The 24,165-nt window shown below is 44.1% G+C and carries 21 protein-coding genes; 18 read left to right on the top strand and 3 right to left on the bottom strand.

Features of this window, described 5'->3' with window-relative positions:
- The first annotated feature begins 123 nt into the window (after positions 1-123).
- The 4 genes from DWX43_RS10545 to DWX43_RS10560 are packed head-to-tail and all read left to right on the top strand — an operon-like array spanning position 124 to position 3,708.
- On the top strand, positions 124-969 hold the full coding sequence (locus DWX43_RS10545; protein ID WP_109732408.1) for a Cof-type HAD-IIB family hydrolase: 846 nt from the start codon (positions 124-126) through the stop codon (positions 967-969).
- Positions 963-1,790, top strand: a complete 828-nt coding sequence (locus DWX43_RS10550) for an undecaprenyl-diphosphate phosphatase (protein WP_118620245.1) — start codon at positions 963-965, stop codon at positions 1,788-1,790. The genes DWX43_RS10545 and DWX43_RS10550 overlap by 7 nt, the downstream gene beginning before the upstream one ends.
- A 14-nt stretch (positions 1,791-1,804) precedes the next feature.
- Complete coding sequence (locus tag DWX43_RS10555; protein WP_118620246.1) at positions 1,805-2,479, top strand: response regulator transcription factor; 675 nt, start codon at positions 1,805-1,807, stop codon at positions 2,477-2,479.
- On the top strand, positions 2,476-3,708 hold the full coding sequence (locus DWX43_RS10560) for a HAMP domain-containing sensor histidine kinase (RefSeq protein WP_118620247.1): 1,233 nt from the start codon (positions 2,476-2,478) through the stop codon (positions 3,706-3,708). Before DWX43_RS10555 ends, DWX43_RS10560 begins: the two co-directional genes overlap by 4 nt.
- Positions 3,709-3,754: 46 nt before the next feature.
- Here DWX43_RS10560 and DWX43_RS10565 read toward each other — a convergent pair whose 3' ends face one another.
- The 3 genes from DWX43_RS10565 to DWX43_RS10575 are packed head-to-tail and all read right to left on the bottom strand — an operon-like array spanning position 3,755 to position 8,400.
- On the bottom strand, positions 3,755-5,143 hold the full coding sequence (locus DWX43_RS10565; RefSeq protein ID WP_118620248.1) for an extracellular solute-binding protein: 1,389 nt from the start codon (positions 5,141-5,143) through the stop codon (positions 3,755-3,757).
- Between the two features lie 55 nt (positions 5,144-5,198).
- Entirely contained in the window at positions 5,199-6,671 is a 1,473-nt protein-coding gene (locus DWX43_RS10570) for a response regulator (protein WP_118620249.1), read from the bottom strand.
- Complete coding sequence (locus DWX43_RS10575) at positions 6,649-8,400, bottom strand: sensor histidine kinase (RefSeq protein WP_118620250.1); 1,752 nt, start codon at positions 8,398-8,400, stop codon at positions 6,649-6,651. Before DWX43_RS10575 ends, DWX43_RS10570 begins: the two co-directional genes overlap by 23 nt.
- Before the next feature lie 266 nt (positions 8,401-8,666).
- Here DWX43_RS10575 and DWX43_RS10580 point away from each other — a divergent pair, with 266 nt between their 5' ends.
- The 14 genes from DWX43_RS10580 (at position 8,667) to DWX43_RS10645 (ending at position 24,159) form a co-directional block, all read left to right on the top strand.
- Positions 8,667-9,980, top strand: coding sequence for an extracellular solute-binding protein (locus DWX43_RS10580; RefSeq protein ID WP_118620251.1), 1,314 nt, complete (start codon positions 8,667-8,669; stop codon positions 9,978-9,980).
- Positions 9,970-10,854, top strand: a complete 885-nt coding sequence (locus tag DWX43_RS10585) for a sugar ABC transporter permease (protein ID WP_243099288.1) — start codon at positions 9,970-9,972, stop codon at positions 10,852-10,854. Before DWX43_RS10580 ends, DWX43_RS10585 begins: the two co-directional genes overlap by 11 nt.
- Before the next feature lie 2 nt (positions 10,855-10,856).
- Entirely contained in the window at positions 10,857-11,690 is an 834-nt protein-coding gene (locus tag DWX43_RS10590) for a carbohydrate ABC transporter permease (protein ID WP_243099289.1), read from the top strand.
- 52 nt (positions 11,691-11,742) lie between these two features.
- The gene (locus tag DWX43_RS10595) at positions 11,743-12,762 is read left to right on the top strand and encodes a Gfo/Idh/MocA family oxidoreductase (protein WP_118620252.1); all 1,020 of its coding nucleotides are present in this window, start codon (positions 11,743-11,745) and stop codon (positions 12,760-12,762) included.
- A gap of 36 nt (positions 12,763-12,798) precedes the next feature.
- Positions 12,799-14,796, top strand: coding sequence for an alpha-amylase family protein (locus DWX43_RS10600; RefSeq protein WP_118620253.1), 1,998 nt, complete (start codon positions 12,799-12,801; stop codon positions 14,794-14,796).
- Positions 14,797-14,898: 102 nt separating this feature from the next.
- Positions 14,899-15,570, top strand: a complete 672-nt coding sequence (locus tag DWX43_RS10605) for a polyphosphate polymerase domain-containing protein (RefSeq protein ID WP_243099290.1) — start codon at positions 14,899-14,901, stop codon at positions 15,568-15,570.
- A 50-nt stretch (positions 15,571-15,620) separates the two neighbouring features.
- Positions 15,621-16,292 (top strand): DUF4956 domain-containing protein, encoded by a 672-nt coding sequence (locus tag DWX43_RS10610; protein ID WP_118620255.1) that lies wholly within the window; start codon positions 15,621-15,623, stop codon positions 16,290-16,292.
- 11 nt (positions 16,293-16,303) lie between these two features.
- Positions 16,304-18,106 carry a CotH kinase family protein gene (locus DWX43_RS10615; protein WP_118620256.1) on the top strand — a complete coding sequence of 601 codons (1,803 nt, stop codon included), beginning with the start codon at positions 16,304-16,306 and terminating at the stop codon, positions 18,104-18,106.
- Between the two features lie 211 nt (positions 18,107-18,317).
- A complete protein-coding gene (locus tag DWX43_RS10620; protein WP_118620257.1) occupies positions 18,318-19,094 on the top strand; it encodes a transporter substrate-binding domain-containing protein in 777 nt (258 codons plus the stop codon).
- 14 nt (positions 19,095-19,108) lie between these two features.
- A complete protein-coding gene (locus DWX43_RS10625) occupies positions 19,109-19,801 on the top strand; it encodes an amino acid ABC transporter permease (protein ID WP_118620258.1) in 693 nt (230 codons plus the stop codon).
- Complete coding sequence (locus DWX43_RS10630; RefSeq protein ID WP_118620259.1) at positions 19,791-20,537, top strand: amino acid ABC transporter ATP-binding protein; 747 nt, start codon at positions 19,791-19,793, stop codon at positions 20,535-20,537. The genes DWX43_RS10625 and DWX43_RS10630 overlap by 11 nt, the downstream gene beginning before the upstream one ends.
- 212 nt (positions 20,538-20,749) lie before the next feature.
- A complete protein-coding gene (mutY, locus tag DWX43_RS10635) occupies positions 20,750-22,480 on the top strand; it encodes an A/G-specific adenine glycosylase (protein ID WP_118620260.1) in 1,731 nt (576 codons plus the stop codon).
- A 125-nt stretch (positions 22,481-22,605) separates the two neighbouring features.
- Positions 22,606-23,208, top strand: coding sequence for a TetR/AcrR family transcriptional regulator (locus tag DWX43_RS10640; protein WP_109732301.1), 603 nt, complete (start codon positions 22,606-22,608; stop codon positions 23,206-23,208).
- A gap of 27 nt (positions 23,209-23,235) precedes the next feature.
- Positions 23,236-24,159 (top strand): diacylglycerol kinase family protein, encoded by a 924-nt coding sequence (locus DWX43_RS10645; protein ID WP_330582240.1) that lies wholly within the window; start codon positions 23,236-23,238, stop codon positions 24,157-24,159.
- Positions 24,160-24,165: the final 6 nt, after the last annotated feature.

The following is a 24,165-nucleotide window of genomic DNA, read 5'->3' on the forward strand; positions in this document are numbered from 1 at the left end:
TTTGTATTATACTATAAATTGCTTTAATACGCAAATTTTGATAAAATAAGTTATACTTATTTCATAAATCGGGAGATTAGTAAATTATAAAAATATAAGAAAAGTATGAGGAATGGGAATCAGATGAAATATAATATAAAGATGATCGGGCTGGACTTAGACGGGACATTGTTAACGGAAAAGAAGGAACTTCTGCCTTACACAAAACAGATACTGCATGAGGCGATAGAAAAGGGGATTATCGTATTGATGGCGACAGGCAGGCCGTTCATGGGAATACCGGAAGAACTCAGGCTTTATCCGGGCATCCGGTATGCACTTACATCGAACGGGGCAAGGGTAGTTGATATGCAGGAAAATAAAGTCCTGATTGAAAAGCTTCTTCCTCTGGAAAAAGCGAAGAAAGCATTGGAAACTCTGGCAAAATATGATACATTACAAGAGGTATACTTTGACGGACAGGGGTACGCTGATGCAGATAAGATGAAGCATATCGGACGTTATCATCACAACCCGTATATGTGGGAATATCTGCTGACGACAAGAAAGGCGGTGCCCGATATTATGGGGCTGGTGAACGAACAGAACAGGGACATGGATAAGATACAGGGGCTGTTTGCTGATATGGACGAAAGACAGGCGGCATGGGCTGAACTGGAGCAGCAGGATGGTCTCGCCCTGGTCGGTTCTCTGGGCTATAATATTGAAATTAATGCGTCTGGGGTCAATAAGGGTACAGCGCTCGTAGAACTTGGAAGAATGCTGGGAATAGAGCGGGAAGAGATTATGGCATGCGGAGACGGAGACAATGATGCCGATATGCTGAAAGAGGCCGGTTTGGGGGTTGCTATGGGGAATGCCATAGAAAAAGTGAAAGAAGCTGCTGATTACATAACGGTATCGAACGATGAGCAGGGGGCGGCAAAGGCGATAGAAAAATTTGCTCTTAGAGGAGGAGAACTATGTTAGAAGCATTAAAAGTAATTTTTCTGGGGATTGTAGAAGGAATAACAGAATGGCTGCCGATCAGCAGCACGGGGCACCTGATTCTGGTGGAAGAGTTTGTAAAGCTGAAGATGAGCGAAGGCTTCATATCCATGTTTAACGTGGTGATCCAGCTTGGGGCGATTCTGGCGGTTGTTGTGATTTATTTCCATAAGTTAAATCCGTTTTCCAGTACAAAGACACAGAAGCAGAAGATGCTGACACTGCAGTTGTGGGTGAAGGTATTGATTGCGTCCGTACCGGCTGCTGTGATTGGTCTTTTGTTCGATGATTTCATTGATGCACATTTGATGAATTACGTTGTAGTGGCAATTACACTGATTCTCTATGGTATAGCTTTTATCGTGGTAGAGAAGCAGCACGAGCATAAGAAACCGGCAGTCAGACGCCTGTCGGACCTGACGATTCCGATGGTCCTTATTATCGGATGCTTTCAGGTACTGGCACTGATCCCCGGAACATCACGCTCCGGTGCGACGATCATCGGCGGACTGCTGGTCGGGGCCGCCAGGGGAGTTGCTGCGGAGTTCACATTCTTCCTTGCGATTCCGGTCATGTTTGGGGCCAGCTTTTTGAAAATAATTAAATTTGGATTTAGCTTTACAGGGATGGAAATATTCCTGCTTCTGCTGGGATGTGTGATATCTTTCGCAGTATCTATATTTGCGATTAAGTTCCTGATGCAGTATATCAAGAACCATGACTTTAAGGCATTTGGTTATTACCGGATTGTACTTGGTGCGATTGTCCTGCTCTACTTCGGACTTACAGCAGCATTTGCTTAAAAGGCGGGACGACTATGAAATTACTGTTTGCTGAGGATGAGTCCGAGATGTCAGAGGCAGTTGTGGATATTCTGACGTTTCATAAATATGTAGTGGACGCTGTTTTTGACGGGGAAGAAGCGCTTGCCTATGCGCGGGAAGAGCATTATGACGGGATTATACTCGATATTATGATGCCAAAGAAGAGCGGGCTTGAGGTGCTGGCGGAACTTAGAAAGGAAGGCTTAAGGACACCGGTCCTGCTTTTGACAGCGAAAGCCGAGGTGGAAGACCGGATACAGGGGCTGGACCTCGGGGCTGACGATTACCTTCCGAAGCCATTTGTGATGGGGGAACTTCTGGCAAGAATCCGGGCAATGCTGAGAAGGCGTGAGGAATTTACCCCGGACATTTTAAAATGCGGCAATATTGAGTTGAATCTGCACAGCTATGAACTGAGCGGGAATGGTCAGGCTTTCGTACTACCGAAACTGGAATATCAGCTGATGGAGCTCCTGATGCTGAATCAGGGAATCTATCTTTCTTCAGAGGACCTTCTTGTCAAAGTGTGGGGATACAATACAGATGCAGAGCTGGGGACCGTGTGGGTTTATATTTCCTATCTCCGCAAAAGGCTGTCGGCCTTAAATGCAAATGTGGAAATCAAGGCAAAACGCAATATTGGTTATACTCTGGAGGTAAACGAATGATAAAGACGCTTCAGAAAAGATTTGTCACGACAGCCATGCTGGCTATAACCATACTGCTGCTTGTCCTGTTAGGGGCGATTAATTTAGGTTATTCCCTTATATCAGGACGGCAGGAGGGTGTGATGCTTGATATGCTTTCCCAGAACGAGGGGATGGCTCCGCCGGATATGGCACCTCAGGGAAAAGAAAAGAAGGGGTTTCTGGAGCCGCCTATGAACGAAGATACAGCCTTGTCGGCGAGATATTTCCTTGTGCGCCTGAATGCAGAGGGGGAAACCGTACAGGTTGATATAAGCCGGATTTCGTCTGTGACAGAGGCTCAGGCTGTGGAGTATGCAAAGGAAGCGGTACAGCGTACCGGTGATACAGGCAGCATACATTCATTTAAGTACAAATCAGCCCCTGCACGTGACAATAGGGGACAGGTTATTATATTTCTGGATACGACCCTCCAGCGCCATTCTACGATGATGGTGCTCTTTCTTTCCATATTTATAGGAATTCTGTGCTGGGGCTGCATGCTCCTGCTCGTAATTCTGCTTTCTAAGAAGGCGATTCTTCCGATAGCAAGAAATATGGAGAAGCAGAAGCAGTTTGTTACGAATGCGGGACATGAGATCAAGACACCGCTGGCCATCATCATGGCGAATACAGATGCAATGGAACTGCACGGCGGGGAAAGCAAGTGGAGCCGTAACATCCGTAATCAGACGATCCGCTTAAATGGCCTGATGCAGAATCTGCTGACACTTTCAAAGATGGACGAGGCAGGGCCTAAGCTTATGAAAGAGGATTTTTCCGTCAGCAGGCTTCTGGAGGACACGCTGCACCCGTTCTATGAATCCGCGGCATTAAAGGGGATTTCCATTCATGAGGACATCCAGCCTGATGTGATGATCCATGCGAATCGTGAGAACATCATGCAGCTGATATCAATCCTGATGGATAATGCAGTAAAGTATACGAACAAAGCTGGCGAGATCGGCGTAATCCTGAGAAAGGATGACCGTAAAGTCAGGCTGCACGTAAATAATACCTGTGACAGCCTGCCGGAAGGGACACCGGAAAAGCTGTTTGACAGATTTTACAGGGGAGACAGCGCAAGGACCCAGAAAAGCGGGGGCTACGGGATTGGGCTGTCAGTTGTTGAGGCGATCGTCGAGGCACATAAAGGAAAGATTTCCGCAAAATATGAGGACGGCGGGATTAGTTTTCAAATTGAATTATAGGAGAAATGCTATGCCCGTTCCCAGACATACTCCGGTATTCCCTTGATTAATCGCTGTACATTTCTACCTCTGCATCAAGTTCCCTGCCAGCTTGTTCAGGAGTCAGCTGTCCGCTTACCAGCGCAGAACCTACATCTCTTATTTTGGCCAGCATGGTAGACACTTTATCGTAATTAGTTACATCTGTCATTGCTGCATCCGCATTGTTCATGACATCGACAAATTTGCTGTACAGACGGTTTACCTTTTCAGGATCTATCTCAGCGTATTGATTTGCTGCAAGCCCGCCATTACTATTAGCCAGATTTGTCTGACCTTCGATGCCGCTCAGAGCCTTGCCAAGTTTCCATGATGCTTCAATTTGTTCTTCAGAAGCATTTGCTGCAATTCCTAGTGCAATTTCGCCGCCGCCAAAATTGTTTTTAGAAAATTGCTCTTTACCCTCAAAAACAGGAACCTCAAAAAAGTCTATATCATTAGCTACATCACATTCTGTGCCTATATATTTTTCTGCATATGCAAATATTCCAAAAGTCATAGCGGCTTTTCCGGTCTGCATCAAAGTCGTTTCATAAGAAAAATCTACTGATGAAGGTTCCGGTCCAAATGCCTCCATATCAACCAGTTTTTGTATCTCTTCCCATGCGGCAACTGCTTCAGGCGAAGAATATTTCAAACTTCTGTCTCCTAGTTTTTTGGCCCCTTCTACTCCATTCAACCGATAGAAAATAGCAGAATACAAATGTTCTACCCGTAATCCTTCTTTTGCCCCCAGTGCCCACGGGATGACGTCAATAGCTTTCAGTTTTTCAACACAATCCAGAAGTTCATTCCAGGTAGCGGGGGGAGCTGTGATTCCGGCTTTCTCAAAGAGTGCCTTATTATAGTAAAAACCTCCGGATACGTTAGAAAATGGAACGCCCCACAATCCATCCATATCATCATATCTTACACTTTGGGATGCCATAGTTACCTCAGAAAATTGTCTCCTGAATGCGGTATCCTTATCCATTTTTTCGGTGAGGTCAATCACTTTTCCAGACTGTATAGCTTTATACATTTCAGGACCGCCCCAGTGCATAAATACATTAGGCAGTGTATCTGACATAATATCTGAAGCTAGCTTTTCATGATAACGGCTGTCATACTGGACCTCAAGCTCTACTTTTATGTTTGGATTACCCTTTTCAAATTGTTCCACAATTTCCAACACGGGTTTATTTCCTGATTCTGCAATACCTTTTGAATAAAATTCTGGTCCAATCTCCTCCAGACTTGGATAAAAGCCTGGCTTAATTTCCCCTATGCATGAATAAAACCTAATAGTTACGGTTTTATCTGATGGGACTGGTTCTGTTTTAATGCTGCTGCAGCCTGCAATCAATGAAACAATCATTACTGTGGCGGCAGACATGTTTAACACTCTTTTCCACATTCTTATATATACCTCCTCTGATCCCGATGGGTCTTTACCTGTCTTTCAGGGTCCCTTAGAGATTTCTGAATTCATTAGGGGTTAAACCTGTTGTTTTCTTGAAAAGTTCATTAAAGTAGCTGGCATCCTCTATCCCCACTTCTTTTGCTATAGAATAATTTTTCAGGGAGCTGTGTCTTAACAGGGATTTGGCACGTTCAATCCGTACCTCATTCAGGTAGGTTTTAAACGTTTTGCCTGTCTCTTCTTTAAATATTTTGCAAAAATGGCTTTTGCTGAGAAAGCAGGCATTGGCAACATCTTCAAGTGTAAGGGGTTCTTTTAAATGCTGCTCGATATATTTGCGGGCAGATGCGGAAGTCGAACAATTTTCCTGCCTCCTGATTTCGGTTAACTGCTGCTGGGCATTAAGCAGGGTCTCTTTTATACTGTATAAGATATCCTGCCAGAAATGCCGGTGCTGGATCTGGAATAGAATATCATCCCAATTGCAGTAATTAAGTTTATAATTTGAAAACTCTCTTTTACAGTTTACTGTCAGTTCAGTTAGAATTTGATAAATTATATCAATATCCTGACCGGAAAGATAAGTTTCAAACCACGTAATATATTCATGTATTTCGCCCGGATTATGCTGATAGACAGTTTCCGTCAGATTTTTTTCTTCTGCAAGAGGATAGGGGATTGCAGGTACCTCTTTCGTGCAAATCTGTTCATAATCGATAAATTCATTGTATGGTAGTGCTTCATAAAATCTAAGCGCATGCCGCGCCTGTTTCATGGATTGGTTAATATCCATCATACTGGAAAAGATCAATCCGATACCTATCCTGACGGGAATGTTCTTTCCGGAAAAATAAGACTGTATTTCAGTGACGATTTCTATCCGGTCCCGTTCGGGGTCATCCAGACTGGTTATTAAATAAAGGTATGTATCCAATATGAAACAGCAGCAGGGGTACAATATTGTTTCTAACTCAAACTGAAAATCTGCGATTAAATCTTTGGCAGGTGTACATTTAAAATCTGTACAGCAGGCAAATATTTTATGCGAGTTAAGCAAAGCAGAGGGCATTTCATCAGAAAAATGTACGTAGCCATTCTGCTGCAGGGCATCGAATTTATGAGATTTCAGGATGTTACGCTTATTTTCCTCTTCCCGGATGGTGCGCACAGATTCTTGAAGGGCATCGATAAGTTCACTGGTAACGAGAGGCTTCAGCAGGTAGGAAACGGCGCCATGCTTTAACATGTGTTTTGCATATTCAAAATCATTGTATCCGCTTATTACTATAGTCTTTACACGTATTCCTTCTTCCTTTATTTTAGTTACGAGTTCCAGGCCATCCATGACAGGCATTCTGATATCAGTAATTAAAATATCCGTTTTATGAGAATGCAGATAGTCTAATGCTGACTTTCCGTTTGGGGCTACATAACAGATTTCAAAATCCTCCTGTGCGGATATGATTTTACGCAGTGCTTTTTGCAGTAATACTTCATCTTCAGCAATCAGTATTTTGTACATTACAAATCTCCTTTACCTTTGGAAATTGAATGGTGACAGTTGTCCCCATATTTATTGTACTCTGGAACTGGAAAGAACAGTTTTCACCATAATACAGGCGCAGCCGTTCATTAACATTGTAAAGACCTACAGAGCAGTCTTTTCCCGGCTTTTTAAAGCTGGCCAGGTTCTCCTGTATCTCCTTTTCAGTTTTGGAATCAACACCAATCCCATCATCAATAATCTGTATATGGATTGTATCCATTTCATCCCACACATGGACCTTGATGTGGCCCTTGTCCTCCTTAGTTTCAAAGCCATGATAGATACAATTTTCAATCAGAGGCTGAAGAATCAGGCGGATTACAGGGAAATGAAGGGTACTTTTTTCGATGCAGAATTGTACATCAAATTTTTCATTATAGCGGACTTTCTGGATAGTCAGATACGCTTTTATATGTTTAATTTCATCTTCTATTGTCACAAATTCTTCCGGCTGGCCGATTGAAAGGCGCAGCAGGTGAGCCAGAGAAGTAGTCATGTCAGAAATATCAGTGTCGTCATTCAAAATTGCAAGCGCGTTGATTGAGTCCAGCGTATTATAAAGAAAATGGGGGTTGATCTGTGCCTGTAAGGCGAGGAGTTCAGCTTTACGTTTCTGCTGGTTTTCCTGTGTGTTCTTCTCCATTAATAGCTGGATACGTTCTGTCATATCCTGAAAGGAATGATAGAGTATATCTGTTTCCTCAGTCCCCTTTACTTTAGGGAATGAATGATTGTATCCGTCCCAATTCCTGACATATGCAGACAGGGCTGTTACAGGGGCTGTCAGGCGGTTTGAAAGCCGTACACTAATGATGATGCTGATTATCAAAAAAAGTAGGATAATACTTAACATTGTATACAAAAGTGGAGCCGCGGATTTTGTGACATTGGATAATGGAATGTAAACCACAGTACAAAGAGAAGTATCACTTAAAGGGTAAGTGGATATGATATATTTTTCTTTGTTCAGGTTTACTGTAAAACCAGACTTATCTTTAAAACTATCTGTCTTAATTAGCTGGTTCATATCCTGCGTGAATGTTTCGTTTACTATAGTAGAGTATTGTACCGAACCATTTGCATCAACAAGACAGACACCGCTTCCTTCACCAAGGTCAACCGAGTCCAGCATTTCAAAAATATCATCTATGACCATACTGCCGACTAAATAGCAGTTGCCTTTCATAGAAGAATCTGATACAGATTTTATACAGGAAAGAGCCGGATGTCCGTTATTGTTATAGTGTATCAGCGGGACAAACTTGGCATCGAACATAACTTCATTTTTATCATAATAACGACATAGTTCAAGCAGGCTCTTTTCATCGTACATATTAAATAGAGAAATACTTTTTTTATTATCATAAATGATGGAGATATCATCAAGTTCTTTCTGGCGGACAGAACTCCAAAAAACCTTTTTTACTGCGCTTCGTGAAGGAGAAACCTCCGGAGTAATAAACCGGCTGCCATAAAACCGGATTTCAGATGAATAAGACAATGATTCGATTTCATCATCAATACCATTCATAAAAAGTTCAATATTGTTACAAAGCTGATGAACAATTTGGTTGTTATATTCCATAGATATTGAAATTATATTTTGATATATAAAACCGTAGCTGAGGAGTGCCATAAAGCCGGAAATAAACAAAACAAAACCGATTGTGAAGGCTGTCAGCTGTCGTCTGAAAGAACGGAACATAAGAATCTCCTTTCATATGGAAGTTAACTTTAGCGTATAACATTTGAAGAAAATATGCAATTAATTTGAGGCGCTAAAACCTGAAAAAATAATTTAGCCATAGAAAATAAGAATCTGGTCACTTTCGTTTTAAAACCATATCCAATATACTTCTATTCATAGATAGCCCAAACTTCCCATCTTAAAAGAAACGGGATTGTAAAATCAAAAAAGCGGATGTTTAGGGTTTGAACGACTAATCAAAGCAAAATGAAAGGAGTTAAAAAATGAAAAAGAGAGTTTTAGCAATTATGATGGCAATTACACTTGCCGCGGGGAGCCTGGCGGGGTGCAGCGGAGGAAGCAAATCAGGAGATTCTAAAGAGGATATTGTAATAAAAGTAGCCGGCAGATATTCAAATGATACACCGACAGAGAAATATTACAGACAGAAGGTCGAAGAATTTAATGAGATGGACAATGGTATTAAAGTAGAGATGGACAACATTTCTACAGAAGCAGATTATATTGACAAGCTCAGGACCTCCTTTGCGAATGGTGATATTCCAAATGTATTTGTTGAGTATGGAGGAAGCCGCTGTCTGGATTATCTTGAGGCAGACGCCCTGGTTGATTTGAAACCATATCTGGATGAGAATGATAGTGAGTGGCGTAACCAGTTTTATGATTCTATGTGGGCGGCAACAGAATATGAAGGTTATGAAGGGACTTACGCGGTACCATTCGGAAGCTATTTCATTTTACTGTACTATAACAAAGCGCTGTTTGAAGAAGCTGGTGTACAGCCGCCGGAGACGCTGGATGAATTAATGGTGGTTTGTGAGAAATTAAAAGAAAAAGGAATACTGCCGTTTCAGATTGGCGGAAAAGAATCATACCGTTTCGGGCACTTAAATAATAACTTGATTATTAAAACTTTAGGCATAGACGCGGTAGATCAGCTCGCATCCAGAGAACTGTCTTATGACAGCAGTGAAATGATCCAGACATATCAATTTATAGCAGACATGCTGGAAAACGGATATCTGGGAGAAGATATTCTGGATACAGATGCGACTGCGGAAAATGTAGCTTTTACAGAGGGAAAGGCAGCAATGCATTATGATGGTACCTGGTTTGCGGCGAATGAATTTTCAGACCCGGAAATCTATAATAATATAGGTGTCATACCATTCCCATATGGGGATGAGTCATGTAAATATTATGCGCAGGGCGGCGCAGCTGATTTATTTTATGTTTCTAAACTAAATAAGTCAGAAGAGGAAATAGAGGCATCTATAGAATTCCTGAAATATGTTACGTCTCCCGAGTATTTCAGAGGTCTGGATGAAAAGATAAGAACAATAGCACCTGTAAAATTCGAGAAATCCGATAAGGCAAAGGATGATCCGCTTACGGATGAAATAATTGCCATACAAAGCGAGATAAAAGGGCTGCGCACGGATGTACAGAATTATGACCCGCAGTCCCACATGATAGATACTGTAAGATCATCTCTGCAGGGGCTTGCAATGGGGGACAGTGCAGAGAAATGCGCTGAGAACATCATGAAACGAATGGAGGAATACAGTGAAGAGTAAAAAGATTAGTTCTAAAATGACTATTATTCTGTTTCTGGCGCCTGCCCTTATTTTGTTCGTGGCGTTTATTCTCTATCCTGTATGCAACACAATTTATTTATCATTCAATAGCTGGAAAGGAATTTATGGAACGCCTGTAACATTTGTAGGTTTAAAAAATTACCAGCAGGTTTTGTCAAACGAAGCATTCTGGCGCTCACTGCTGAATTCAATATTTTTTATGATCGGCGGTTTTGTGGTCCTAATGCCTCTGTCCTTCGGACTGGCACTTTTGATTACCTCAAAGCTTAAGGGAACAAAAATAATGAAAACTTGTTATTTCATGCCGGTTATGCTTTCAACGACGGCGGTTGCCCTGATGTGGGTATACATATTAAATCCTACATACGGCGGCCTCAATGAAATTTTAAGAGCGGTTGGACTGGGAAATCTTACGCAGGAGTGGCTGTCAACGCCTGTTTTGAATATATGGTGTGTAATTCTTGTAAATGAGTGGATGTTTGCCGGATATAATATGCTGCTTTTTGCAGCGGGACTGGTGGCCATACCCGGAGATATCCATGAAGCGGCATTATTGGATGGCTGTGCCGGCTGGAGAAAATTACGCTATATAACAATACCCCTGTCAAAAGAATCTTTTAAGATATTCTCCATACTTTGTGTCACGGGTGCTTTAAAGTGTTTCGACCTGGTATGGGCAATGACAAAAGGCGGGCCGAACCATACATCAGAAGTCCCTGCTTCGCTATTATATAATGAAGCGTTTACATTCAAGTTCTTCGGAAAGTCCAGCGCAATAGGCGTATTGCTGCTGATATTAGGTATTACCCTCAGTATTCTGATGAATAAATTATTGAAAAGGGAGGAGGCGTAAGTGTGAAAACTAAAAGAATAAAACCGGGAAAGGCGGCTGTTTATGTATTTGCTGCTTTCTGGGCGGTGATAACTATTTTCCCGCTATTTATTACTTTTTTGTGTTCTGTAAAAGATAATGCCGGTATCACTCTTGGTATGTTTACATGGCCCAAAGAGTTTATCTGGTCAAATTATGTACAGGCATTTAAGAGCGCCCATATTCTTCAGGCCTTGGGAAATTCGTTGTTTTTTGCGGCATCATCTACAATTCTGACCATTGTTTTCGGGATTTTGGCAGCGTATGTGCTTTCACGTAAAAAATTTAAAGGAAGAAATATTATTTATACTGCATTTTTGATTGGGGTTATGGTGCCGGTACATTGTACGATTATACCGATTTCTTCGATGGCAACAACCGTACATGGTAAAAACCAGAGCTGGTATCTGATTCTGGTGTATACCGCGTTTGCACTGTCACAGGCTGTTTTCCTGTTTACCGGGTATCTGGACAGTGTAAGCAGGGAATTAGATGAAGCTGCAACAATTGACGGCTGCAATGATTTTCAGATTCTATTTCGTGTCCTTCTTCCTGTCTGCACGCCGATTATTTCGACAGAGGCGATACTGGCATTTGTTGCCGGTTATGGAGAATTGATTTTTGGCATGGTCTTGATGTCTGACCAGAATAAATATACCGTGGCACGTGCCATGCTGACGTTTACCGGAGGTTACAAAGTCTCGCTGGGACCGATTTTTGCCTGCATTATTGTGGCAGTAATACCTATGATAGTTATTTATATTGCTTTCCATGAAAAAGTACAGTCGGGCATGCTGTCAGGAGCCATAAAAGGATAACCATATCAGGGAAGTTTATTAGATTAAATATTTTATAAAGAAGGTTGGGATTATGGGAAAAATTAAAATTGGAATTGCCGGTCTGGGACGATTAGGCAAAGTACATGCTAATAATATTGCATTTAAGATTCCAAATGCGGAATTGAAGGCGGCATGTTCTATTGTCCCGGAGGAATTGGAATATGCAAAGGAGAGATTCGGAATTAAAGATGTGTACAGCGATTATAAAAAGATGCTGAGTGAGGCAGATATTGACGCTGTGGCAATTGTGACAACAAGCGGTGAACACTGTTGGCAGATCGCGCAGGCGCTGGATGCAGGAAAACATGTATTTACAGATAAACCGCTGGGAGTTACCGTGGAAGAATGCAGACTGGCCGAGGCGGCGGTTGAACGGAATCCTGACCGTATTTTTTTCCTTGGATTTATGAGGCGTTTTGATCCGTCTTATGCATATGCGAAGCAAAAAATTAAAGAGGGGGCAATCGGAACTCCTTACATGGTAAAAGCGACAGGCATAGATCCGGAAGCTTTGGTTGAGGGGGCAATCAGATTTGCGGCAACAAGTGGTGGAATATTTATTGATATGGCCATACATGACATAGACTTGATGCGCTGGTTTCTGGATTCAGATCCTGTGGAAGTATATGCGGCAGGAGCTACTTTCAAACATCCGGAGTTTCGGAATGCACAGGATGATGAGACAGGAGCCGCAATGTACCGCTGTGAGAATGGGGCACTTGGTTTCGTGCATGTCGGGCGTACTGCTGCACACGGCTATCATGTTGAAACTGAAGTGATTGGAACAGAAGGCAGTCTCCGCATCAGTCCTGTACCGGAGAAAAATCTATGCATGGTTTATGATAAGAATGGCGTTGTGACAGAATGTGTCAGCGGTTTCCCGGAACGCTTTGCAGAAGCCTACCTGCTCGAAATGCAGGAATTTGTAAACTGTATTGAAGGGGGCAGGATGCCGGATGTGACAGTTTATGACGGGACGAAATCCACACAGATAGGATTTGCAACTACAGAGGCTTGGAAGAGCGGGGAAATTGTAAAAATCAAGTATTGATGAGCAGAAATATAAATGAACAAGGCGGTAGGTAGAATGAGTTTACGTTATAGGCAGGTACATTTAGATTTTCATACCTCGGAACATATATCCGAAATAGGAGGTCAGTTTGAAAAGAAACAGTTTCAGGAGGCACTGAAGATGGGAAGGGTGGACTCAGTGACACTTTTTTCCAAGTGCCACCACGGCTGGTCTTATCATCCGACAGCGGTGAATGAGATGCATCCCCATTTGGCATTTGACTTGTTGGAAAAGCAGTTGGAAGCCTGTGAGGAGATTGGAGTAAAAGCACCCATATACATATCGGCGGGATATGATGAGAAAGATGCGGTCAGGCATCCGGAGTGGCTGCTCCGTGATATAGATGATTCCACTCCTGGCACTGCGGATTTTGTCCAGAGGGCAGGATACCATTTGATGTGTTTTAATAGTGGCTATCTCGATAAACTGCTGGCAGAAGTAGAGGAGGTCATGCAGCGGTATCATCCATGCGGAATTTTTTTAGACATTTCCGCAGTGAGGCCCTGTTACTGTTCAAAATGCAGGCAGGATATATTGGACAGGGGGAAAGACCCACGCGATTTGGAAGCTGTCATGGAGCAGGCTGAGGCCGTATACAGGAACTATACCCAAAAAGTAATGCAGACAGTACATAAATATGATAAGAATTGTACCATATTCCATAATGGGGGACACATACCCAAGGGAAGAACTGATATCGCAGGGTATAACACCCATCTCGAACTGGAAAGTCTCCCGACCGGCGGATGGGGATACCAGCATTTTCCGATGTCGGCAGCTTATGTCTGCAGTCTGGGGATGGATTATCTGGGTATGACAGGAAAATTTCATAATGCATGGGGAGAGTTCGGCGGGTTTAAGCACCCTAATGCCTTAAGATATGAGACTTCGCTCAATCTGGCATTAGGTGCAAAATGCTCCATAGGGGACCAGCTCCATCCGTCAGGAAAGATGGATATGTCGACTTATGAGCTGATTGGTAAAGCATACCGGGAGGTAGAAGCAAAAGAACCCTGGTGTGAAGGCAGCAGGCATTATTCCGATATTGGAATTATATCGGAAGAGGCTGTAAACAGCAATGTGTCAGACCGGGCAAACAGGTTTTGGGGAGATATCGGGGTAAACGGGATACTTCTGGAAGGAGGTTACTTATATAGTTTTCTTGATAAAGACTCGGAGCTTGGACATTATAAGCTAATCATTCTTCCGGACACGATCCGGCTGGATAGCGAATTACAGCGAAAAATTTCTGAGTATATCAAAGGCGGCGGAAAGGTTCTTGCCAGCGGAGTAAGCGGGCTCAAGGAAGGAGAGGAGAGGTTTGCTTTGGATTTTGGCGCAGACTTTCTGGGAGAAAATCCGTACAGCCCGGATTATGTACTGTGGAAGGGCAGTTCAGAAAAGGAAACCGGAGCCAGGGTCATGTATGGCCAGGGATACTGTATTCAATGTAACGGCGGCAGGGAAATCTTACGCAGACAGAATCCGTACTTTAACCGGGATATCCGTCATTTCTGTTCCCACCAGCATACACCAAATGATAGCTCTAAAAGTTATACGGCGGGTGTAATGACCGAAAATACGGCCTATATTGGCTGGAAGATCTTTACAGATTATGCCAGAATGGGAAGTGTACATAATAAGCAGATTGTGCTGTCGGTAATTGACATGCTGCTTGCATGGGACAAAACTGTACAGACAGGCCTTCCGGACAGGGGGATCGTAACACTGACACAGCAGGAGAAGCAGGCAAGATATGTGTTGCATCTGTTGTTTGCACATACAACCATACGGGGAGAAGTCTCACTTGATGATATATCCTATCCGATGGAGGTTATTGAGGATATTGTACCTCTCTATAATATACCGGTCTGTGTGAATGTACCCGAAAATATCAAACGTATATATCTGGCGCCACAGATGGAGGAAATCTCATTTAAGAAGGCAGACGGGATGATATGTTGTCTGGTTCCCGAAATCGAATGCCACCAGATGGTTGTAATGGAATATTGAGCAGGACGATAAACAGCAGGGCTTTTGGCCCTGCTTTTTTAAGGTTCATCTAAGGTTGCCCATGTAAAGTGTGTGTTAAATAATTATGAAAGGAGTGTTTACATGAATTACAGGCATGAGTGGAAGCACGAGATTAATTTCTCTGACCTGATTATCCTCAGGCAGCGCCTGCGGGCTGTCGCAAAGATAGATGAGAATGCGGCCAATGGAAAGTATGAGATCCGGAGTCTGTATTTTGACAATCCTGCGGATAAGGTCCTCAGGGAAAAAATAGATGGGGTAAACATGCGTGAGAAGTTCCGGATACGTTTATATAATCATGATGTTTCTCTGATTCATCTGGAGAAGAAGAGTAAATACAATGGTCTTTGCCGGAAAGAAATTGCAGAATTGTCTGTATGGGAAGCGCAGGCGATTGCCGGCGGGCAGTATGAATGGATGGCGGACAGTAAACGGGAGCTTGTAATAGAGCTATATTGTAAAATGATGCAGCAGGGGCTCAGGCCCAGAACAATTGTAGATTATATGAGGGAGCCCTTTGTATACGGTCCCGGAAATGTGCGGGTTACTCTGGACTACAATATCCGCACTGGTTTAAGGTGTACGGATATTCTGGATCAGGACTGCATCACGGTCCCGGCGCCGGGAGATCCGATTATCCTGGAGGTGAAATGGGATGCTTACCTGCCCTCGGTAATACGCGATGCCGTGCAGCTTCAGGGCCGCCGTACCGCAGCCTTTTCTAAATATGCGGCCGGCAGGGTCTGGGGATAGTATGGTGCGGAGAGTGAAAAAAATACAGTAAATTAAAGGAGAATTATAAAATGACTTTTAATGATATTTTTAAATCTAGTTTTCTTGAGAATGTTTCCAGTATCAGTATTTTAGATATGCTGATTGCCCTTGTGCTCGCATTCGGGCTCGGGATGTTTATTTTTCTTGTTTATAAAAAAACGTTTCAGGGAGTAATGTATTCTTCCAGTTTCGGGGTAACCCTCATTGCACTCACAATGATAACGACTGTCGTTATTCTGGCGGTAACATCAAATGTCGTGCTGTCACTTGGTATGGTTGGTGCTTTGTCTATCGTACGTTTCAGGACCGCGATAAAGGAACCACTTGACATTGCATTTTTGTTCTGGTCAATTGCTGTGGGGATTGTTCTGGCAGCAGGGATGATTCCGCTTGCTGTAATCGGGAGCGTCGTAATCGGTGTAATCCTGCTTGTGTTTGTGAATAAGAAATCCTATGTGAATCCATACATCGTTGTAATCAGCTGTGAGAGTCATGACAGTGAGATAAAGGCAAGGGATTTTCTGGATAAACAGGTACAGCGGTGTGTGGTTAAGAGCAAGACTGCGCAGAAAGGGGCGATTGAGCTGAACATGGAGATCCGCATGAAGGAGGAAAATACGGATTTCATTAATATACTTTCTGAAATGGACGGTGTGAACAGTGCCGTGCTTGTCAGCTATAACGGAGAATATATGGGATAGGAGGCGGTGCCATGTCTACACACAGACATATTGATAAGATCTGCTGTGCCGTCCTTTTGGCTGTCTTCATTCTGACTGCCGTATTCTGTAATGCAGAAGCTCTCGGAGTCGAGACTGTCTCGTCTGCTTTTGGGTATGAAGGGAAACTGTTCGATACTTCGTCGGTCCATACAATTGATATAGTAATGGATGACTGGGACGGATTCCTGGAGACATGTACGAATGAGGAATATACGATATGCGCTGTAGTGATTGACAACGAGGCGTATAAAAATGTAGGAATCCGTGCAAAGGGGAATACGTCTCTCAGCTCGGTGGCTGCATATGGAAACGACAGGTACAGTTTTAAGATAGAGTTTGACCACTACGATGACGCAAAGACCTACTATGGTCTTGATAAAATCAGCCTTAACAATATTATTCAGGACAATACCTATATGAAGGATTACCTCTCATATCAGATGATGGGCTATTTCGGTGTGGATGCGCCTCTTTGCAGTTATGCGAATATTACAGTAAACGGCGAAGAATGGGGCCTGTATCTGGCGGTCGAGGGCGTGGAAGAAAGCTTTCTTACGCGGAATTATGGCAGTGACTACGGAGAACTCTACAAACCTGACAGCATAAGCATGGGCGGCGGACGCGGTAACGGCGGCGGATTCGACATGGAGGACTTCGAAGAACGGTCCGGACAGGACGGGGAGGCAGATACGGAGGAAGACAGCGGCAAAGACACGTCCGGAAAAGCCACGCCTGGCGGCGGGATGAAGCCGGGAGGCCGCGGGCAGCCGGAAGACGGGACGCTGCCTGATATGGATGATATGCCTGATACGGGAACAATGCCGGAAAAAGGTGCCATGCCCGATATGGGTAACATGCCGGGAGATGGTGCCATGCCCGATATGGGAGACATACCGGAAGATGGGACGATGCCTGAAATGGGTGACATGCCGGAAGATGGGATACTGCCTGAAATGGGTGATATGCCGGGTAACGGAGCCATGCCTGCCAACGGGGGCGGCATGGGGATGGGCAGCGATGACGTCTCCCTGATTTATTCTGATGATGATCAGGACAGCTACAGCAATATATTTGATAATGCGAAAACAAAAGTGTCAGACGCGGACAAGGAACGTCTGATTGAGTCCCTTAAGATACTCAATGAAGGCGGGGATATTGAAAGTGTCGTGGATGTGGACGAAGTGATCCGGTACTTCGTGGTGCATAATTTTGTCTGCAATTTTGACAGCTATACCGGTTCTATGATTCACAATTATTACCTCTACGAGGAGGACGGTGTTATGTCTATGATACCGTGGGACTATAATCTGGCCTTCGGCGGTTTCATGTCAGGTTCAGATGCAGAAAGCCTTGTCAACTATCCGATAGATACCCCTGTATCGGGCGGCACGGTAGAATCAAGACCCATGCTTGCATGGATTTTCAAGGAGGAAGCTTACACGGAAATGTATCATGAGTACTTTGCGGAATTTATCTCAGAATATTTTGACAGTGGTTACTTTGAGGAAATGATTGATTCCGTCTCTGAGATGATTGCTCCGTATGTGGAAAATGATCCAACGAAATTCTGCACGTATGAGGAGTTTGAGGAAGGTGTATCGACATTGAAGGAATTCTGCCTGCTGCGGGCCGAAAGCATAAACGGACAGCTGGACGGCACGATCCCGTCGACATCTGACGGGCAGGGGGAAGATGACAGCGCGTTGATAGATGCAGGAGACATCGAGGTCTCTGCGATGGGGTCTATGGGAAATATGATGGGGATGGGAGGCTCTAAAAATAAAGGCAGATAAGATATTGTACAGGGAGGTCCGTCAGTGGGCCTCCCTGTACTGCTTACATGAGATGTATCCGGATTCCAGAGAGACACCTTATTAATGATAAGTTTTGCAGAATATTAATGGAAAAATAAGGCTACGTCTTGTTTTTTGGAAAAAACATGATAAAATATAGAGATAATGTGCATTATTATGCATATCAAGAGAAATTTGGAGGAATGAAAAGATGAAGAAGAAAGTTTTAAGTTTATTATTAGTGACAGCATGTGTATTATCTATGACCGCCTGCGGTTCAAAGAAGGAAGCAGATACATCCGATTCAGGAGATTCTGCAAAGAAAGAGACTCTGATTATGGCAACAAACGCAGAATTCCCGCCGTATGAATTTCACGAGGGAGATGAAGTAGTCGGAATCGATGCAGATATCGCTGCGGCAGTTGCAGAGGAGTTGGGAATGGAACTGAAGATTGAGGATATGGCATTTGATTCCATTATCACGGCCGTTAACAGCGGTAAAGCTGATATCGGGGCAGCAGGTATGACTGTAACAGAAGACCGTCTGGAAAATGTTGATTTTACGGATACATATGCAACCGCAACACAGGTTATTATTGTAAAAGAAGACAGCGCTATCACAGGGCCGGATGATCTGGCAGGCAAGAAGATCGGTGTTCAGCTTGGAACAACGGGCGACCTTTATGCAGATGATATCGAAGACGCAGAAGTAGAGCGTTACAACAAGGGATTCGAGGCTGTCCAGGCTGTACAGCAGGGCAAGATTGACGCAGTTGTGATCGACGGTGAGCCGGCGAAAGAATTTGTAAAAGATGCAGAAGGATTAAAGATTCTGGACGAAGCTTTTACAGAAGAAGAGTATGCAATTGCAGTGAAAAAAGGAAATGACGAACTGAAAGAGAACATCAACAATGCACTTGCTACATTAAAGGATTCCGGAAAGCTGGATGAAATCGTAGCAAAATATATCAGCGCTGACGGCGAGTAAAAGAGGCACCCATTATGTTGCAGACATTCCAGGATAAGTTTTATCAAAATTTTATAGAAGATAACCGCTGGAAATATATAGCGGAAGGACTGGGAGTTACACTCGAGGTAACCTTCTTCGCAGTTATTATAGGTATCGTCATTGGTTTTCTGGTAGCGATTGTACGTTCTACATATGATAAGACCGGAAAATTAAAAATACTGAATGTTATCTGCAAGATCTATCTGACCGTGATCCGGGGGACCCCGGTTGTTGTGCAGCTGCTGATTATTTACTTTGTTATTTTTGCAAGCACAGATGTGGATAAAGTAATAGTTGCAATCATGGCGTTTGGATTGAATTCAGGTGCTTATGTTTCTGAGATTTTCCGTTCCGGAATCATGTCGATTGACAACGGGCAGTTTGAGGCAGGACGGAGTCTCGGGTTCAATTATGTACAGACGATGATCTATATCATTATGCCGCAGGCTTTCAAGAATGTACTGCCGGCGCTCGGCAACGAATTTATCGTACTGTTAAAGGAGACATCTGTTTCCGGGTACATAGCGCTCCAGGATCTGACAAAGGGCGGCGACATCATACGAAGCCGTACATATGACGCATTGTTCCCGCTGCTGGCCGTAGCCTTCATTTACCTCATCATGGTAATGATATTTACAAAGCTTGTAAATATGCTGGAGAGGAGGTTAAGAAGCAGTGACCACTAATGGAGATGTATTAATAAAAGTAAAAGACCTTCATAAGGTTTATCACAACAGGCTTCACGCATTGGACGGGGTGTCAGAAGAAATCTTAAAGGGCGAGGTTGTTGTTATCGTAGGGCCGTCAGGCTCCGGTAAGTCTACGTTCCTGCGTTCCCTGAATCTGTTGGAAGTACCGACGACAGGGCAGGTTTATTTTGAAGGCGTGGATATTACGAGTAAAGAGACAGACATAGACCGACACCGCCAGAAGATGGGGATGGTATTCCAGCATTTTAATCTGTTTCCTCATAAGACGATCCTTCAGAACATTACGTTAGCGCCCGTCAAGCTCTTGAAAAAGAGTAAAGAAGAGGCCGAGGCACGCGCAATGGAGCTTTTGAAACTGGTCGGGCTGGAAGAGAAGGCAAACGCTTATCCGTCCCAGCTTTCCGGCGGACAGAAGCAGCGTATCGCAATCATACGCTCCCTTGCAATGGACCCGGATGTAATGCTGTTCGATGAACCGACGTCAGCACTGGATCCTGAGATGGTAGGGGAAGTACTGGAGTTGATGAAAAAACTTGCGAATGACGGCATGACGATGGTTGTTGTGACACATGAGATGGGATTCGCAAAAGAAGTGGCGACAAGGGTCATTTTCATGGACGAAGGAAAGATAAAGGAACAGGGGGCGCCCAAAGAATTCTTTGAGAATCCGAAGGAACCGCGGTTAAAAGATTTCCTCTCCAAGATATTGTAAAATTAAAATATAAGATTCGGTACGGCATTCACTGCCGGCCAGAGGGAGAACCCCGGAGCGATTGATATGCTCCGGGGTTTTTGCAGATGAAAGGGGATTTTTGAGGGAAGGGAATTTCTGAGAAAAGGGAAATTCTTTTTACAAAACATGTGTTCCGTGCTAAACTTATTTCATAACAGATAAATGATAGGAAAAGGACTAAGATAGGATATATGAGATATGAAAGAATAGATAAGGCTGTATTTCTGGAACGCCCGAACCGGTTTATTGCATATGCGGAGATTGGCGGAAAGAAGGAAACGATCCATGTTAAGAACACTGGGCGATGCGCAGAACTTCTGAAGCCTTTGGCACCTGTTTATGTACAGAAGAGTGATAACCCTGAGCGGAAGACGCAGTGGGACCTGATTGCCGTAGAAAAAGGAGATATTCTTGTGAATATGGATTCCCAGATTCCGAACCGGGTCGTTCAGGAATACATAGAAAAAGGGAATCTCTTCGGTGAGAAGCCATATGTAAGGCCGGAGACAACATACGGCAATTCCAGATTTGACCTGTATGTGGAATCCGGGGAAAGAAAAATCTTTATCGAGGTAAAGGGAGTAACGCTGGAAGAAGACGGTGTGGCACGTTTCCCGGATGCCCCGAGTGAGCGGGCGGTCAAACATGTTGAGGAATTGTGTCTTGCTGTAAAAGAAGGGTATGAGGCTTATATTATATTTGTGATCCAGATGAAGCCGATCCGCTATTTTACCCCGAATATGGATACGCATCCCGCTTTCGGGGAGGCTTTGAAGAAAGCAAGGGCTTCTGGTGTCAAAGTGCTTGCCTATGACAGTATAGTGACCCCGGAGAGCATCGAACTGGATCAACCAGTGCCTGTTGTGCTGGGGAATCCGCTCTTAAAAGAGGCTGCACTCCCGCTGGTGGAATGGTACAGAAGCAGCAAGCGCGACCTTCCGTGGCGGCATGATATAAGTGCATACCGTGTATGGGTTTCTGAAATTATGCTCCAGCAGACCCGTGTGGAGGCGGTGAAGCCGTATTTTGAGAGGTTTTTAAAGGAACTGCCGACAGTGAAAGATCTGGCGGAGGTTCACGAGGATAAGCTGCTTAAGCTCTGGGAAGGACTTGGTTATTATAACCGTGTCAGGAACATGCAGAAAGCAGCCCAACAGATAATGACAGATTTTCACGGGAAATTCCCTGAAAGTTATGAGGAGATCCGGTCGCTTGCAGGTATTGGAAGCTACACGGCAGGTGCCATCAGCTCCTTTGCCTATGGAGTGCCGAAGCCGGCTGTTGACGGAAACGTGCTGCGGGTCGTATCGCGTCTTCTTGCAAGGGAAGATGACATTATGAGAGCGAGTGTGAAGACTGGTATAGAGAAAGAGTTGGAAGAAGTGATTCCACCAGGCGCACCGGGAGACTTTAATCAGGGGCTGATCGAACTGGGTGCCATCGTGTGTGTGCCAAACGGAGAGCCTAAGTGTGAACAGTGTCCTCTTTCACATCTCTGTCAGGCCCATGAGCAAGGGATTGAGACAGAACTGCCTGTAAGGACAAAGGCAAAGGCCAGGAGGATTGAGAAGAGAACAGTCCTGATTCTGAAAGACGGGGATACACTCGCCATTAAGAAGCGTCCCGGAAAGGGGCTTCTTGCGGGATTATATGAACTTCCCAATGTGGAGGGACATCTTACGAGAAAACAGGTCATAGAATATAGTAATTCCATCGGACTTGCTCCGATCCAGATTAAAAAGGCAGAGAGTGCCAAGCATATATTCAGCCATGTAGAGTGGCATATGATCGGATATGAGATTAAGGTGGATGAATTGGAAAAAAACTGCAGTGAAGAAATGATATTTGCCCGGAAAGACGAAATTGAAGAAAAATACTCCATTCCGTCGGCCTTTGAGGCATACAGGAGATATGTACTTTAATTTAGAGTCCGCTCTGTTTTCTTGAAACCCGTATTGATTTATGGTACAATTGCTGTAATAACTTGAAGGGGTATTATGAGGAACGGTTAAGACTGTATGGCACAACATAAAAGGAGTGTACAGCTATGGGCGATAAAACGGAGTTATCCAGACAGCAGCAGAAGTCTAAAGAGACGAAGGAACGTATCTTCAGGGCGGCCAAACGTATTTTGCAGAAGAACGGATATGAGGAGCTTTCTATAAAGAACATTTGTGAAGAGGCAGGCGTTTCTAACGGTAGTTTTTACCATCACTTTAAGACAAAAGATGACCTGCTTTCCTATTATATAGAGGATCAGCCGAATATCAACCCGGACCTGCTTGATCTGCCGAAGAATGCAGATGAGGCTAAGATTGCTATTATTCATGTATATCTGAACTATGTGGAGTATTGCAGGGAGCTGGGGGTGGAATTCATATCCGGCTATTATGACACGAAGAACCAGGCCCTCAACCCTGCAATCCGCACGGAGCGGCCATATCCGATAGTTACGGTGCAGACATATGTAGAGAAAGCAATACGGGAAGGGATCATTCAGATAAACGTGCGCATTGAGGAGTTTACTACGGATATCCGCATGATTGTAATTGGCAATGTATTTGAATGGTGCCTGAGGAACGGTGAGGCTGATTTTGAGGGAAATATGCGCCGTTCTCTAGGGAAGTATCTGGACAGCACGGTTTCTTAATGAAAGGATAACTGCAAAGGGGTACAGATGATGAAATATACATTTATATTGAATCCAAATTCACGTTCCGGCATGGGCGGCATGATATGGGAAACCATAGAGCCTGAACTGATAAAAAGACAGGTAGAATATGAATGCCTGCGCACGGATTATCCGGGGCATGCCATGAAACTGGTCAGAGAGCTTACGGCTGACCGTGAGGAACATATACTGGCAGTGCTCGGCGGGGATGGCACGGTTAATGAGGTAATTAACGGAATCTGCGATATCAGCAAGGTGACCCTTGGTTATATCCCAACTGGATCAAGCAATGATTTTGCGAGGGGGATGAAGCTTCCGAAGGACCCGCGAAAGGCGTTGGAAGTGATACTGAATCCCGGGGAAATAAAGAAGATGGACGTAGGTCTTCTGACACGCGCCGGAAAAGAGCGCAGATTTGCTGTGAGCACGGGTATTGGCTTCGATGCGGCAATCTGCCACCAGGCAGCCGTTTCTAAGCTGAAGGTGCTGCTGAACCGCCTGAAGCTTGGAAAGCTCACCTATGTGGGGATTGCGCTGAACCGCTTGTTCCATGATAAGCCGGTGAAGGCGGAAGTGACGCTGGATGATGGTGTGACGAAGCAGTATAAGAAGGTATATTTTATTGCCGCTATGAATAATCCTTATGAAGGCGGGGGATTTTATTTTTGCCCGGATGCCAGAAGCAGCGACAGGCAGCTGGACGTGATCATCATATCCAACCTGCCGAAACTGGCCGTACTCCTGCTGCTTCCCACCGCATATAAAGGGTGGCATGTGCATTTCCCGGGAATATCTGTCATGCAGTGCAAAAAGGTGTGCGTGAAGATGGAACGTGCGCTGCCAGTCCACACGGATGGTGAGCCTGTATTTTTAAGGAAAGAAATCAAGGCTGAACTTTTAAAAGAGCAGATCAGAGTTATATCAGCCTGAAAGAAG

The sequence above is a fragment of the Clostridium sp. AF19-22AC genome, assembly GCF_003479085.1.
In the GTDB taxonomy this organism is placed as follows: domain Bacteria; phylum Bacillota; class Clostridia; order Lachnospirales; family Lachnospiraceae; genus Faecalicatena_A; species Faecalicatena_A orotica.

Excerpts from the sequence above, each read along its gene's own strand:
- DWX43_RS10545 (WP_109732408.1), top strand. The coding sequence starts at position 124 with ATGAAATATAATATAAAGATGATCGGGCTGGACTTAGACGGGACATTG.
- DWX43_RS10550 (WP_118620245.1), top strand. The coding sequence starts at position 963 with ATGTTAGAAGCATTAAAAGTAATTTTTCTGGGGATTGTAGAAGGAATA.
- DWX43_RS10555 (WP_118620246.1), top strand. The coding sequence starts at position 1,805 with ATGAAATTACTGTTTGCTGAGGATGAGTCCGAGATGTCAGAGGCAGTT.
- DWX43_RS10560 (WP_118620247.1), top strand. The coding sequence starts at position 2,476 with ATGATAAAGACGCTTCAGAAAAGATTTGTCACGACAGCCATGCTGGCT.
- DWX43_RS10565 (WP_118620248.1), bottom strand. The coding sequence starts at position 5,143 with ATGTGGAAAAGAGTGTTAAACATGTCTGCCGCCACAGTAATGATTGTT.
- DWX43_RS10570 (WP_118620249.1), bottom strand. The coding sequence starts at position 6,671 with ATGTACAAAATACTGATTGCTGAAGATGAAGTATTACTGCAAAAAGCA.
- DWX43_RS10575 (WP_118620250.1), bottom strand. The coding sequence starts at position 8,400 with ATGTTCCGTTCTTTCAGACGACAGCTGACAGCCTTCACAATCGGTTTT.
- DWX43_RS10580 (WP_118620251.1), top strand. The coding sequence starts at position 8,667 with ATGAAAAAGAGAGTTTTAGCAATTATGATGGCAATTACACTTGCCGCG.
- DWX43_RS10595 (WP_118620252.1), top strand. The coding sequence starts at position 11,743 with ATGGGAAAAATTAAAATTGGAATTGCCGGTCTGGGACGATTAGGCAAA.
- DWX43_RS10600 (WP_118620253.1), top strand. The coding sequence starts at position 12,799 with ATGAGTTTACGTTATAGGCAGGTACATTTAGATTTTCATACCTCGGAA.
- DWX43_RS10605 (WP_243099290.1), top strand. The coding sequence starts at position 14,899 with ATGAATTACAGGCATGAGTGGAAGCACGAGATTAATTTCTCTGACCTG.
- DWX43_RS10610 (WP_118620255.1), top strand. The coding sequence starts at position 15,621 with ATGACTTTTAATGATATTTTTAAATCTAGTTTTCTTGAGAATGTTTCC.
- DWX43_RS10615 (WP_118620256.1), top strand. The coding sequence starts at position 16,304 with ATGTCTACACACAGACATATTGATAAGATCTGCTGTGCCGTCCTTTTG.
- DWX43_RS10620 (WP_118620257.1), top strand. The coding sequence starts at position 18,318 with ATGAAGAAGAAAGTTTTAAGTTTATTATTAGTGACAGCATGTGTATTA.
- DWX43_RS10625 (WP_118620258.1), top strand. The coding sequence starts at position 19,109 with ATGTTGCAGACATTCCAGGATAAGTTTTATCAAAATTTTATAGAAGAT.
- mutY (WP_118620260.1), top strand. The coding sequence starts at position 20,750 with ATGAGATATGAAAGAATAGATAAGGCTGTATTTCTGGAACGCCCGAAC.
- DWX43_RS10640 (WP_109732301.1), top strand. The coding sequence starts at position 22,606 with ATGGGCGATAAAACGGAGTTATCCAGACAGCAGCAGAAGTCTAAAGAG.
- DWX43_RS10645 (WP_330582240.1), top strand. The coding sequence starts at position 23,236 with ATGATGAAATATACATTTATATTGAATCCAAATTCACGTTCCGGCATG.